Below are 14,307 nucleotides of genomic sequence, written 5' to 3'. Positions count from 1 at the left end.
CATCCTAAATCTAGAAGGTTTTCATATGAAAACAATCCTAAATATCTAATTTACATTAATTTGCTTAATAAATAACAGCGATCCCACATCATTCTTTAAGTGAGTTATTCAGAACATAAAAGCAGAATTTTACCTTTTTGCACATGAATATTTAAAAACCACTTGACCTTAAAGTTTACTTTAAACTTAAAGTACACCTAAGATCAAAAGAGGTGATCAAAATGAGTATTTTCGACACGTTAACATTACCCAACGGAACCACTATTCATAATCGTCTTGCTAAAGCAGCAATGGAAGAAAACATGGCAGATGCTGAGCAAGCACCTTCAGCGGCTTTATTTCAGCTATATCGCGCTTGGGCACAGGGTGGTGTCGGACTGATTATTTCAGGCAATGTCATGGTAGATAGTCGCGCGATGACAGGTCCAGGTGGTGTCGTGCTTGAAGATAACGAACATCTTGCTTTATTTAAACAATGGGCTGAAATTGGTCGGGAAAAAGGTGCACAGTTTTGGTTGCAGATTAATCACCCTGGTCGTCAGATGCAATCGAATATGGGGCAAGACACTTGGGCACCGTCAGCCGTGGCATTAGATTTAGGCAAAATGTCTGATAAATTTGCTACCCCAATTGAAATGACACAAGCAATGATTGATGAAGTCATTCAACGTTTCGCGAATACCGCTATTCTGGCTGAACAAGCAGGTTTCACAGGTGTTGAAATTCATGCTGCACATGGCTATTTGCTCAGCCAATTCCTGTCGCCACTCAGCAACCAACGTATAGACCTATGGGGTGGATCACTCGAAAATCGGGCTCGAATTTTAATCGAAATTGTCAAAGCGGTACGTGCTGTCGTTTCAAAAAAATTTGCGGTGGCTGTAAAACTAAATTCAGCTGACTTTCAACGAGGCGGTTTTAGCGCAGACGATGCCAAACAAGTGGTCGAAATGTTGAATGATTTAGCGGTCGATCTGGTCGAACTTTCGGGTGGTAGTTATGAAGCACCTGCAATGCAAGGTCAGGCACGGGATGGAAGAACGCTTGCCCGTGAAGCATATTTCTTAGAGTTTGCTACCGAAATTCGCAAAATTGCAAAAATGCCTATTATGGTGACAGGCGGCATTCGTCGACAACACGTTGCAGAGCAGGTGGTGCAAAGTGGTGTGGAAATGGTGGGGATAGCAACTGCACTCGCAATTGAACCGAATTTACCTCATGCTTGGAAAGCAGGTAAACCGATTGCACCTGAACTTAAACCGATTCAATGGGACAATAAAGCACTTGCTTCAGTCGCGAATATGTCTACGGTCAAATATCAATTGCGTAAATTGAGTCAAGGAAAACTGACAAATCCGAAAATCTCTCCAGTACTGGCGTTGCTTTTACAGCAGTTTGCGATGGTAAAACGGACAAAACAGTATCGCAAACGTATGCAAAAACGTGCTCAAGCTGCTTAAGTTCATGTGATTGAAGCAAATCATAAAATATCGATTTAATCTTTCTTGAACGAGTGCCTCTATCGGCACTCTTTTTTATGTCGTAAATACGCTCAAATCACACGATCTTTGAAAGTATAGTTCGTTGTTAAAAAGTCAATATTTTATAGCTTGATCAAAGGGCGAAATTTTAGGATTTAGAATACTTTTTTATTCCAGCCTTTTCTGATTCCACGAATATTCAACGTGATAATCGAAATTATCACGTTGAATGTTTTACGATTAAGCGGAATAAAGCTCTCGATTATTCTGTAGAATTTTGCTTATTCCATGCATCAATTGGTTTCGGCATATGCAAAGCCAATTGTGCATCTTTTACCACATCCATTCTCAAAATTTTCTGTGCACCCAATTGGTCAAGCAGTTTACTCACAGGACCACCATTTCGGATTAACGTCACATCACGTGGGAAAAAGTCTTGATGAAAGGTTAAGTTGTTCGCTTGGACGTAGGAGCTGTACCAAATGCCATCCACCTGATTCAGCATGGTCTTTTTCTCAAGTCGCGATTGGTTTGAAACGGTCTTAAATTTTGGTGTTTTGGCGCTCAAGCTAACATCAATTTTACCCTGCGTATCGTACAAGTTGGCTTGAATACGATCCGTGATATTCAGGTCAATTGCGGTCAGCCATTTTGGTAAACTGTAGCCATATACACCACGTACTCGCGCAATTTCAGTATCGACAGGAAGGGCGAGCACATAACCATAATAATCTCGGCGCTTGATGGATTGTATTAACTCCTTGAGCTGAGAACCTGCGGCATCTGGACGACGTACAACCACTGCCACCGAAACTTCATCATAAGGATCGTTATCACAAACGTCATAGGCAAAGAAGGTGAGCGAAACCAGTCCATAACCAGGCAGTACACTTAACGGTTCAAGTTGATCTGGAATGTTGGCTTTCAATTTGTCGATGGGTGCGAGCATCAGTAATTGAACATTGCTACTGCGGTAGTAATAGTTCGGAGACCAGACTGTGCCAACACGAGTTTCAACCTGTTGTTTTGGAATATTTTTAAAGAAATCAATATTTCCAACTTCAGGGTCTTTCGCAACGTCATTTAAATCAGGATTCATTTGATAGCGATCATAGTAACCGCCTTTCGGGACTTGTACCTTATAAGGACCAAATTCCACTTCAGTAAACTCTTTTACCCATGGATACTGTGTCTGAGGTAAATCTGCTTTAACAATCGTCATGGTTTTATGCTCCAGAGTAGAAACGTTCATATTTTCTGTTTCTGCAAGTGCTGGGGTCGTCAAAGTACAACCGAGTACTAGACTTGAGAGGGTGTTTTTAAATTTTGTATCTTGCTGCATGAGCTTTGTCTCTGTATGTATATGGACATCTAGCTCATGCTATGTTTAAAGTTAACTTTAAGGTCAATACCTTTTTCTTGATAAAAATTCGAAACGGAAACTCATATATAATTTATGTTTATCAATTAAATAACTGAATTAATTTATATAGGTGCTCTTGTTTACGACTAACAGCTTAGCGGTGCCTGATTCACTTTATTTTCGGATACAACGATTCATAGATGAGCATGTTAAACATGAAACTTAGACGTTATTACTTCATATTTTCTAAAGTCTGAATCACTGCCAAAGCCGTTTTCTTGGCAGAAAAAGGATTCTGCCCCGTAATTAAAGTGCCATCAGCCACGACATGCGGAGCAAGAGGAATCAAACATTTAGAAAAATCAGCTCCATGCTGTTTTGCCATTTCTTCTGCATTGTAGGGAACTTCTTTGGCAACGCCTGCCAGAATTTCTTCTGTCCATGTAAAGCCTGTCATTTTGCGACCGTCAATCAAGTATTTTCCATTTGACAGCTTGACATTCAATAAGCCGCAGTAACCATGACACACTGCCGAGACGATACCGCCATCCTCGTAGATATTTTGGGTAATGCGTTGCAGGTCTTGATTGTCTAAAAAGTCAAACATCACACCATGACCACCTGTGTAGTAAATCGCATCATAGTCTTGCCAATGAATCTCTGTTGGCTTGAATGTATGTTCCAGTTTTTTCATAAACTCAGGATCATGTTTTCTTGCCATTACGGAGCGATCTGCAACAAAGCGACCTAAGGACTTAGGTTCAAGGGGAGATAAGCCACCTTTGGGACTAACGATATCCTGTAGATAGTTTTTCTTCTCAAATTCATCATAAGCATGCGTGAGTTCACCTAACCATAAGCCCGTAGCCCGCTGACTTCCTGCATATTTTTCAACATTGGTCACTACATGTAATATGCGTTTTCTCATTGTTCTTCTCCAGTCATTATTGTTATTTCGCTTCAAGATTTCTCTATGCTATCAGCTACATAACATCATGTATTTGAGTTTTGTGTATGATAGGTTTAAAGTAAACTTTAAGGTCAAGAGGATTGTTGGAATGAATATTAGTGAGCTATCAAAGTTAAGTGGTCTAAATACACCGACAATCCGTTATTACGAACAAATCAAGTTGTTGCCTAAAGCCAAACGACTTGCCAATGGCTATCGTAAATATTCTGAAAATGATCTCCAACAACTCTATTTAATTAAACAGGCACAACAAGTCGGTTTTTCTTTGGAAGAAATTAAGTCATTAATTCCCGCCAATATTTCAAATTGGAATCATGAAAAACTGGTTGAAACCTTAAATGAAAAAGTTAAAGAAATTACCAGAATGCAAAAAATGCTGAGCGAGAATAAAAAGAACTTACTTCAGCTAATCGAGTCGATTCAGAATAAACCAGATGACATGAGCTGCGAAGATAATGCTAAGCGTTTAATGGATATTTATTACACTGAATCCAACGATGTTACTCACAAGCCTTAGATGTATATCGGCTTGATGATTGAAGTTTTCAGTTAATTACTTTTGGTTAAGGATTTTTTGAGAAAGACATTCAGATAAATTCATTATAAAGACAGTGACCTAACGGCGTTAGGATCAACAGCAGTTTTCATCCCCATCTTTTCCTACGTATAATGCCTCGCACATTGACTCAACAGATGTCCTGTCGGGTAAAGATCAGCCGATGAGCAACTAAGAGGGCAGAATGCTGAAATCCTTGTTACGTCTAAGTCACAGTCAACCCGGACTTTTAATTGCCCCCTTTATTTTTATTGCTGCCTTAACAGGTTTACTTTACGCCCTAACACCACAAATTGAGCAGAGTATTTATCATCAGCAATTGTTTGCCGAACATGAGGTTGGAGCTTTGGCTCAGCCTTTAAGTTTACAGGTCAAAGCTGCTCAAGAAGTTTTGCCTAAAGAGACCCAAATCATTGCTGTACGTACTGCTCCGACAGAGAACAGTACCACCAGAATTCTGTATCAAGCCCCACAAGATTCCATGACAACCATGGCTATTTTTGTGAACCCTTATACGCTGGCAGTACAAGGGCAGCTTGCTGCGTATGGCACCAGTGGCGTATTGCCTGTACGTACTTTTCTAGATCAAGTTCATCGTAATTTACTGCTTGGAGAATGGGGACGTCTTTATAGCGAACTAGCCGCAAGTTGGTTGGGAATCTTTACACTCACAGGGCTGTTGCAATGGTGGCTTAAGCGGCAACAGATTAAAACTTCACCGCATCAGCGCAATCGTTTGATTCGCTGGCATTATCTGACGGCGTTGCTGATTTTACCGATGCTTCTATTCTTATCCATTACGGGCTTAACTTGGTCGAAATGGTCAGGCGCCAATATTGCAGAAATTCGGCATTGGTTAAATAGCGATACGCCAACCTTGAATAGACAAATTCAAATGACATCACATTCACAGCATGTCGACCCACATGCGGAGCATCATGCCATGATGAATATGGCTACGGATATGCCTGTGTTGAACTTAGATTATTTTGATCAGATGGTCACCATTGCCAGAGCCAACGGACTGATGGCAAAAGCCTTACAGATTAAACCAAGTTATCAGCACAATCAGGCATGGATGGTGGAGGAAATGAATCATCGTCATCCGATTCAAGTAGATGCTTTAGCGGTTGATATCACTCAACAAAAAGTGATTGATCAAGTACATTTTAAAGATTTCCCCATGTCTGCGAAATTGACGCGTTGGGGTGTCGATATGCATATTGGGGTTTTGTTTGGTTGGTGGAATCAACTTATTTTGGTACTGAGCACACTCGGGATATTAGTGATTACCGCTTTTGCGTATCGTGCATGGTGGAGCTATAGCCGTCCCGCGGAGTCCATTCAGCAATTGAATAAGAGTTTGCTTCAGCTTTGGCAGCAAGCTCATGTTCTACCTTTAAGCCTTCTTATTATTAGCTTAGTTTTACTCTATTTTTTAGTGCCTGTATGGGTCTTGAGCGTAGTGGTACTACATGCCATTTTTGCGATCGGTCAACTCTTAAAACGTATGAAACATTAAGTATAAAAGGGGAATCTTGGCGAGATTTAGACGTTTGCCAGTATTCTAAAGTTGAATTCTGCTCGCTGGAAAATATCTACAGAAAGCAATTCTAGCCGTTTATGATCAATAGATTGATCTAAAACCTTCCGTTGCTTTCATCATGATATCTATGCTAATTTCCCTGAGCTCAAGCTGAATGGACGAGTAGTGGATTGAGAACGGCTTTGGTTCTCGCATTAGTGGCGATGTTTTTACAAGTTGCTGTATTTTTACAGCCCCTGTTACCTGAGCAATTTCAGATTTCTCGGGTTTGCATCACGATTGCTGAATTATCTACAACGTCCAAATCAACGGTGCATAGCATGCATCAAATGCAAACTCATGATTTGCATCAGCAGAATATTCAGTCGCTTCAGACCTCCAGTTCCAAACATGATCATACACTCGATCATCACTGTATGTTCTGTACTGTCTATGGACATTTAATTGCAAACTTAAATCTTGAGATCAAAGAAGTTTTTGAACGCTTACAAATCCGTTTACTGACTTTTCAAAAAGCGTTTAAGCATGTCTTCTTTGTATTACAACGCTTATTTTTAAGTCCTCAAGGACGAGCCCCGCCTTTATTCGCCTAAAACTCCAGTAGCAAATCATCCATGTACGTTTTACAGCAAACGGCTTTAGCGTGATTTGTTCAACTTTGTGTTGTTCATACTTCGTGGTTTTACGTAGATCTCCTTGTTTTCATTTCAGATATTTTAATTTTTGCTAGGAAGCATGCTGAAGAAAAAATAGGGATCTCATCAAATGATCAAGATCTTGAGGCTTGTGTAAAGCGCTAAGCCAAATATCGGAATAATGATTTCGCTGCTTCTTCTCAGCGATCAGATCAAACTACCACGCCGTATTGAACAAAACCCATATTCAAGTTTTAAAAGATTTTAGGTTTTATTCATGGCGAAGTTTATCTTTCATCCACTGACTTTAAGTATTTTACTGGCTCAATTTTCAATGGGCACTGTTTCAGCTGCTGAAACAAATGAAAATAGCACGACACAACTCGCAACCATTACCTTAACTGCTGAGAAGCAGGATGAGCGCCATACCTCATCTCAGGCAATTACCCAGTTTAATCATGACTTGTTGGAAGTACCTTTTACCAAATCTCATGTCTCCAATGAAGATATACAAAATCATCATGTTCAACGTGTGAGTGATGCCTTGTCATTGGTCAATGGTGTGGTTTATCAAGACAGTTATGGGGGTGGTTTTTGGGATAACTATTCCTTCCGAGGCTTTAGTACCGACCCGAATATGGGAACAATCTACATGCGTAATGGGCTAAGTTCCGTGAGTGGTATTCATACGCCTAGAGATATGGTCAATATCCAAGCGATTGATTTCCTGAAAGGACCCATGGCGGCCATGTATGGACAGGGCGCGATTGGCGGCATTATGAACATTACCACCAAGCAGCCCGAATGGCAGAACAAGAACAGTTTAAGTCTGAGTGGCAGTAGCTTAGAAGAATACCGTGCTGCTTTGGACACTACAGGAGCAATCAATCAGGATGTAGCTTATCGTCTTGGATTGGCGTATGAAAATAATCAAAGTTTCCGTGATTATGTCGATAGTGAACATTATTATATTGCCCCACAACTGGCTTGGAAGCTTTCGGAGCAAACCCAGTTGAATCTGGATACTGAATTTGCCCAATCCAAAGGGGTATTTGATCGTGGTATTCCAATGGTCAATGGTCAATTTACTGTGAATAAAAAAACCTTTTTAGGTGAACCGAGCGATGGTGACATTGATATTAAAGATCAAATGTATCAATTACGCTTAAATCATGATTTTAATGACAATTGGAACAACACCACAGCAATTACCTATAGTCATGGCGAGCGCGGGGGGACGTCGACCGAAATTTCGTCTATTGCAGCAGATGGACAAACTGCCAATCGCTTTCGTCGCTCACGTCAGTTTGAAACTGATACTACCAATTTTCAGTCCATTTTACGCGGCAAGTTCGATACAGGAGCGATCCGACATGAACTGGTCAGCAATCTAGAAGCGGGTCACTATACCATTGATCAGATCCAACGCCGTAGTGCAGCGGGGACATTCAGTCAGATTGATATCTACCATCCTGTGTATGGACAGAATATTCTTCCATTAACTCGTATCACCAAAGATACGAAAGAAACGCAAGATATGTTGGGCGTAAATATTCAAGATCAGATTTTCCTTAATGATCAGTGGAATGTCTTGATTGGTGGTCGTTTCAATCGCTTAGAACAGCAAATTGATGATCATCGTACGGGAAATTCATCGGAGCAGGCATTTACACCATTTACCCCACGCGCAGGGATTAACTATCAACCCACCGAAAAACTTTCTTTTTATACCAACTGGGGCAAAGCATTTGAACTTAATACAGGTTTGAATAAAGACAATAAGCTGTATGACCCTGAAAAAACTGAAAGCTGGGAGGTTGGCGGCAAGTATCAGTTCTTGGCAAAAAGCTGGTTAGGCTTAACCTATTTCGATATGGATAAACAGCATTTACTTACGGAAGGTATTAGTGATAGCTATGTCGATAGTGGTCGAGTGCAAAGCCATGGTCTGGAGTTGGAGTTGCAACACCAGTTCACAGATCATTTGCGGGTTAATGCAAACTATACCTATACCGATGCTTCGATTGTAGAGAGTGAAGTTGAAGCAAAAGGGGCGAGACTTAAAAACATTCCAAAGCATAGTGCAAACTTAAGTGCCGACTATCAGTTTAATTTGGTCGGGCATAAAGCAGGTTTGATTGGCAATGTAAATTATTATGGCAAACGCAGTGCAAACTATATCGACAATGGCACCAGCTTACCTGAATTTACTGTGGTGAATCTTGGAGGATATGTTCAAGTACATCCAGATTTACGTGTCCAGTTGAATATAGAGAATTTATTCGATCGAGACTACTACGTATCTAGCTATACCAACAACTGGGTACAACCCGGTGAACCACTGAAGGCAACAGCAACCATTCACTGGGCATTCTAAGCTGGGATGAGTTAAGGTTTTATACAAAACGGCTCATTGTTATGACTTTCAAATCACTAGAATGAATGACTTGGAGTAATCTCATCAATTACTCCAAGTATCATGATTTTTGCGACTTTAATACGGCATTTTTCTATTGTTAATTTAAAACTTATCAATGAGGTAGCACTAAGGTTCTAGCGATCATTTTCAATAAAAAATCGTCAACTCCATTTCATCTAGGAATTACTATTCAAGACCAACTACTGTGGTGATATAACCCGTGGTGAATAGGATGGAAAGACCCAGAAGCATTTCCAAACAGATGGCATAACTTAATTGTTTCGCAAATTTTGGATCTTGCAAACGAGGAGTGAAGTACCATTTGTTAAAGGCCGCCAATAATAAAATACTGAGTACCAATAGGATTTTAATGATAAATCCCTGTCCATAAGCAGTGCTGAGGAGTGTATTGAAATCTTGCACAAGCAACAGCACGATACTGATTCCACATGTCGCTAATATCGCGACAATTACCGCGGCAATTTTACCAAACACGTGCATGCGCTCTTTTAATGGCAAACCATGAATTAAGGTGCTGGTTTTCCATAAAGGATAGAGTGATCCCATCCATAAAGACATCGCGAATACATGCAGTGATAACAACAAGTGACCGAACCAGTCTAAATGGGTGACATGTCCAAGTTGAGAAAAACTGAACAGAATGGGGAGAATCAATAAACCTATAACAATAGCTTCGACATTAGAAATAGGACGCGCTTTGCTTAGTTTAATGATCATCAACAGAAGGATGAGGGCAAAGCTGATAGACCGAATCATGTAAGCATGCCCGATCGGGATATTTATGAGCAAGGAGATGTAGTTGCTATCCCACATACCCGACAGACCACTATTTGAAAAACTGCCGATGAGAACAAAAAATCCTAGAACACTCGTCACTAAACCTAAGCCTGCGCCAAGCGTGATGTATTTAAGGAGCATATGCTGAAGATTGCTATAACGTTTAAGTAGATACGAGCAGAATAACCCACCTGTCACAAATGCAACGCCAAGATATAACATGCCTTTGACTAGCCATGATAAATAGTCCCAAGTTTCAGCAACCATATTCTTCGTCCTTGCAACAACATCATGTCAGCCAAAGATTGACATGATGCCCATTGAGATTTCTTATTTTGGTGATTTTATCGTGAAATTATATTCACCACTCATGTGATGACCATCCATGCCCATGGTGGTCCAGATCACGGTATATTTGCCTGATTTTAGTTTTGGCAGAGCGACTTCAAATGATTTTTTTAAGTCATGATTGACTTGGTAATTTAACGCGATCGTTTTACTTTGCGCATCCTTCAGCTTGACGTTCATTAGCATCACTTCGCTGCCAAAGTTTAGTCTTAAACTGTTAGGCTGGCTTGCAACAGTAGCATTGATGGCTGGATTTGCGCTTTCAAGACTCACATGGGCTAAAACACTTGAAGAGGCAACCACTAAACTTGCACCCAAAAGCATATTGCGTAGGGCACTTGTTGTACGTTGAGAGAAAATCATGTCCTCATCCTTTTAAAACTAATCAGGGGTTAAGCAATGGCTTAATCAAACTTCTCGGCTTGGTAAATTGCTCATCACCTTTTTCTCTATTATTCAGGATGTAATGAAACGCCTCGATGACTTCAAAATTACATTTTTGTCATTTTCGGTGGTGGACAGGGAACTGAGTACACTTTGCGGAACCATATAGACTTGTAGATCAAATAGATAAAATTCTGTTATTACAATACTTTTTAAAATGAGTGCGTAGAAAGTGTCTAAATTCTCTTGAGAGGGAACCTAACCATTCAGATTTATCAAGCCATTTCCTACATGATTGTGAAGAGCTTCTTCGGACATTCCTGTGAGAATCAGGAATGTCTAGAAAGCAAAAACAGAAACGCGTTAATTTTTAAAGGCGATTGTAAAAATAATATGTCCGTTTTGATAATCGGCTTGGATGGTTGCTCTATATACATCAAGAATAGATTTGGTAATAGCCAGTCCTAAGCCTGTCCCTTCTTCAACGCGCTGTCGAGATGCATCGGTGCGATAAAACCGATCGAATAGCCGACTCAACTGTTCTTGTGATAAAGGGGGGCATTCATTTTCAATTTTAAAAATTGTGGTCTCTGTGTTTTGCTCGCAGTTAATGTTAATGGTGGAATCCGGCTTACCATATTTAATCGCATTCGATAGCAAATTACTCAGTGCACGGCGCAGCATTAACGGATCACCCTGCACATTAGCCGAACCGCTTTGGCTTAAAGACATATTTTTTTCAGCAGCGATTGCATCATAAAAGTCAAATAAAGCGGCGACTTCTTGTTCCAAACTCACTTGTTGTAAATTGGGTAAATGTAATCCATGCTCTGCTTTAGCAAGAAAAAGCATATCCGAAATCATGCGAGCTAAACGTTCAAACTCTTCTAAATTTGAAAAAAGAACTTCCTGATAAGTCTGAATATCTCGGCTACGTGATAAACAAACTTGTGTTTGAGTCATCAAGTTGTTAATTGGCGTTCGAATTTCATGTGCAAGATCCGATGAAAAGTCGGACAGTTTTTCTACCGCTATTTCTAGTCGATCTAACATCTCGTTAAAAGCGATGGCGAGTGATTTCAATTCGGTCGGGGTATGGTCGACTTCTAGACGTTCAGACAGATGTTGGGCTGAAATACCTTCTGCAACTCTTGCCATGTTTTGAACAGGGCGAAGACCTCGCCATGCAGCAAGCCAACCAAAGAACATTAAACAGAGTGTACCGACTAAGCCTATATAAAGTAGCTGTTGTCTAAAATTATTTAAAAAATGTAGATGTTCAGAAGTATCTACCCCAACAATAATTTGAGCGGATGGAACCATAAGATTTTGCTCAAAAGATTTCTTATAGACCAGCCCACGATAGACTTTATTTTGATTCCGCCATTCTACCCATGTGTTTTGGGGTGACTTGGTGAGCACTTGAGAATCAATGACGGTCGGTGCCGAACTAAAGATAATTTCCCCAGAGGGGCGCTCAATCTGAACGATTAAATCATGATGACCAACTAAGGCATCTTTTAAATATAAATTGAGCTCTTGTGCACTAGAAGGATTTTGAGCCAATAAGTTTTCAACCAGTTGAATTTTACCCTCTAACTGCGTTCTGTCTTGCATTTCAAAATGATGCATTACAAGTTGATGAATGACCAACCCCATAATCATTAAGATAATAATGGTGGAAATGGAAAAGACGAGGGCAATACGAAAGCTGATCGCATTCAACAATTTATGAGTCATCTTCTATCTCTAGCACATAGCCCATACCACGTATGTTCTGAATCAGTTTAGGGCTAAAGTCACTATCAATTTTATTTCTTAAGCGTTTAATCGCGACTTCGACAACATTGGTATCGCTATCAAAGTTCATATCCCAGATTTGCGATGCAATCAGCGCTCTAGGCAGGATTTCTCCACGTCTACGCATAAATAATTCCATCAGTGCAAACTCTTTTGCCGTCAGGTCAATGCGTTGTCCCGCCCGTGTGACACGCCGTTTACGCAGATCAAGCTCAAGATCCGCAATGGTAATAATATTGCTGTCTTCTTTTTGTTGCCCACGGCGCAGTAAGCTTTTTATTCGAGCCAGTAATTCGGCAAAAGCAAAAGGTTTGACCAAGTAATCATCTGCGCCTAAATCCAAGCCTTTGACTCGATCTTCAATTTGATCCCGAGCGGATAGAAATAGAATCGGCATGGTTTTACCACTTTTTCGGATATCTTGAATGATGCTCCAACCATCCAGTTTAGGTAACATCACATCCAAAATAATCAGGTCATATTCTTCAGAAAGCGCTTGATGTTTGCCCGATAGTCCATCTGTGACCCAGTCGGTAATATAGCCTGCTTCAGTCAACCCTTGCTTCAGGTAATCCCCAGTTTTTTGTTCATCTTCAACCAATAAGATTCTCATAGACAAAATCCCATATCACACCTGACTATCATAATAGCGTGATAAATAGGTGATTTTACGTAGATTACAAAAATGTCATTTTCATGTCACTTAGATGTTTATCACTCAGGGATATGTTAGGGGAAGAAAGTTAATTTTTGGAGCAAAAAATGAAAATGATGTTTCGCCGTGGTTTAACCACTTTCATGTGTGTTGGTGCTTTAGTGATGGGTACCCAATCTTGGGCAGCGGAGGCTAAGCCTGCAGTAACTCAAACTCCAGCCAAGGCTAAAATGCAGGAGAAATGCCCAGAACCGTGTGATATGAAAACCATGGAGAAAATGCAACAAGAGCATAGCCAACATACCCAAATGGCAGAGATGTCTGAGATGGATCATTCAAAAATGATGAACATGGACCACTCAAAAATGGACCATTCTAATATGAATCAATCCGCTCCTAAAAAGTAAGGATTGAAACAATCCGTTTTGAAACAAAAAGAGCATCAAAGTTGATGCTCTTTTTACTTTAAGCTGGTCAAAGGCTTTTATTTATAGATTTAGATCATGCCCTTTGATCTCATAAAAATAAACTTCATTTCTAAGTGATGATAAAAATTCAACAAATCAAGAGCAATCTATACTCTCCATCCTTTTCAATAGGAGCTCTATGTACACAAGGCAGGACTTGCTGTGTTGGATGATCTACTGCCAAGCGCCAAAGATGTCCTATACCTAAATTTATAGGTATGGCATTGGGTTTAGGTTGATAATGTAAATCAAAGAAATACTCTTCTAGAAAAGCGTCAAACTCAGATTCAGGACCGTCGTATACTTCTTGGAGTTTTGCCCGAATTTCAGGAATCAAAATTTTCTGTTCAACTTGATCATTCGGCAGAATATCACTCGCAGCACCATGATACGTACATAAAAAAGTATCTGTGGCGATGGGAGAGCGATCAACATGATACGAATAAACATCGGTTGAAATGAAATCCAACTCGTCATCACGCTCGTAACATTTCAATAAATTCAGTGTCGGGGATGCACCAAAATCTGTTAGTAGCTGTATATCACTTAAAAGGACGTCTCTTGCTAAACTACCATTTTCAGAAAGTTGCAGCGCCAAAAGATCATCGACAGATACTTCGGTAATATTCTCTTTTAATTTAAGTTTAGCCACGATCTCTTGAAAATCGCCCATCAAATTCCGAGACCAGCAAAGCGCATTCATCGTCCCCTGAAAATACGAATTCACGAGTTCTTGAAAACTCGAAACTAATTTAACTTGCTTATTCTCAGTAAACGAATTCTTCATACTCGAAATAAATCAATAATCAGCCGTGCGACATCATATACCTGTACGCAGCATTTTAAAAATGGAAAGGATGTAATCATGCTTTTTTTATTTATCAA

The 14,307-nt window shown here is 40.1% G+C and carries 13 protein-coding genes; 6 read left to right on the top strand and 7 right to left on the bottom strand.

Translation table 11 applies throughout. From position 1 onward, the window contains the following. The first annotated feature begins 221 nt into the window (after positions 1-221). A complete protein-coding gene (locus GWK51_RS11435) occupies positions 222-1,460 on the top strand; it encodes an NADH:flavin oxidoreductase/NADH oxidase family protein (RefSeq protein ID WP_161933795.1) in 1,239 nt (412 codons plus the stop codon). Positions 1,461-1,743: 283 nt separating this feature from the next. Here the strand turns inward: GWK51_RS11435 and GWK51_RS11430 are convergent, their stop codons facing one another. After that, on the bottom strand, positions 1,744-2,703 hold the full coding sequence (locus GWK51_RS11430; RefSeq protein ID WP_407925984.1) for an acetoacetate decarboxylase family protein: 960 nt from the start codon (positions 2,701-2,703) through the stop codon (positions 1,744-1,746). Positions 2,704-3,076: 373 nt separating this feature from the next. Continuing rightward, positions 3,077-3,772 (bottom strand): type 1 glutamine amidotransferase domain-containing protein, encoded by a 696-nt coding sequence (locus GWK51_RS11425; RefSeq protein WP_161933794.1) that lies wholly within the window; start codon positions 3,770-3,772, stop codon positions 3,077-3,079. A 130-nt stretch (positions 3,773-3,902) separates the two neighbouring features. On the opposite strand from GWK51_RS11425, the gene GWK51_RS11420 reads away from it, so the two are divergent. From GWK51_RS11420 to GWK51_RS11405, 4 genes are all read left to right on the top strand, one after another. Beyond that, the gene (locus tag GWK51_RS11420) at positions 3,903-4,331 is read left to right on the top strand and encodes a MerR family transcriptional regulator (RefSeq protein WP_161933793.1); all 429 of its coding nucleotides are present in this window, start codon (positions 3,903-3,905) and stop codon (positions 4,329-4,331) included. A 223-nt stretch (positions 4,332-4,554) separates the two neighbouring features. Beyond that, a complete protein-coding gene (locus GWK51_RS11415; protein ID WP_235941133.1) occupies positions 4,555-5,892 on the top strand; it encodes a PepSY-associated TM helix domain-containing protein in 1,338 nt (445 codons plus the stop codon). Between the two features lie 206 nt (positions 5,893-6,098). Beyond that, complete coding sequence (locus GWK51_RS11410) at positions 6,099-6,509, top strand: DUF2946 domain-containing protein (RefSeq protein WP_268895812.1); 411 nt, start codon at positions 6,099-6,101, stop codon at positions 6,507-6,509. A 319-nt stretch (positions 6,510-6,828) separates the two neighbouring features. Beyond that, on the top strand, positions 6,829-8,928 hold the full coding sequence (locus GWK51_RS11405; protein ID WP_161933792.1) for a TonB-dependent receptor: 2,100 nt from the start codon (positions 6,829-6,831) through the stop codon (positions 8,926-8,928). Between the two features lie 228 nt (positions 8,929-9,156). On the opposite strand, the gene GWK51_RS11400 is transcribed toward GWK51_RS11405, so the two are convergent. The 4 genes from GWK51_RS11400 to GWK51_RS11385 all read right to left on the bottom strand — a co-directional run bounded on the left by GWK51_RS11400 (position 9,157) and on the right by GWK51_RS11385 (position 12,913). After that, complete coding sequence (locus GWK51_RS11400) at positions 9,157-10,035, bottom strand: copper resistance D family protein (RefSeq protein WP_161933791.1); 879 nt, start codon at positions 10,033-10,035, stop codon at positions 9,157-9,159. A 63-nt stretch (positions 10,036-10,098) separates the two neighbouring features. Next, positions 10,099-10,479, bottom strand: coding sequence for a copper resistance CopC family protein (locus tag GWK51_RS11395; protein WP_161933790.1), 381 nt, complete (start codon positions 10,477-10,479; stop codon positions 10,099-10,101). Positions 10,480-10,863: 384 nt separating this feature from the next. Further along, positions 10,864-12,240, bottom strand: a complete 1,377-nt coding sequence (locus GWK51_RS11390; protein ID WP_161933789.1) for a heavy metal sensor histidine kinase — start codon at positions 12,238-12,240, stop codon at positions 10,864-10,866. Further along, positions 12,230-12,913 (bottom strand): heavy metal response regulator transcription factor, encoded by a 684-nt coding sequence (locus GWK51_RS11385; RefSeq protein ID WP_161933788.1) that lies wholly within the window; start codon positions 12,911-12,913, stop codon positions 12,230-12,232. Before GWK51_RS11385 ends, GWK51_RS11390 begins: the two co-directional genes overlap by 11 nt. A 149-nt stretch (positions 12,914-13,062) precedes the next feature. Between GWK51_RS11385 and GWK51_RS11380 the strand changes: the two genes are divergently transcribed. Further along, positions 13,063-13,362, top strand: coding sequence for a hypothetical protein (locus GWK51_RS11380; RefSeq protein WP_161933787.1), 300 nt, complete (start codon positions 13,063-13,065; stop codon positions 13,360-13,362). Positions 13,363-13,510: 148 nt separating this feature from the next. Here the strand turns inward: GWK51_RS11380 and GWK51_RS11375 are convergent, their stop codons facing one another. Further along, entirely contained in the window at positions 13,511-14,209 is a 699-nt protein-coding gene (locus GWK51_RS11375) for a DUF1826 domain-containing protein (RefSeq protein WP_161933786.1), read from the bottom strand. Positions 14,210-14,307: the final 98 nt, after the last annotated feature.

The organism is Acinetobacter kanungonis, assembly GCF_009939195.1.
Lineage (GTDB): Bacteria > Pseudomonadota > Gammaproteobacteria > Pseudomonadales > Moraxellaceae > Acinetobacter > Acinetobacter kanungonis.
The sequence above is the reverse complement of the archived record's forward strand: the minus strand, read 5'-3'. Positions and strand labels throughout refer to the sequence as shown.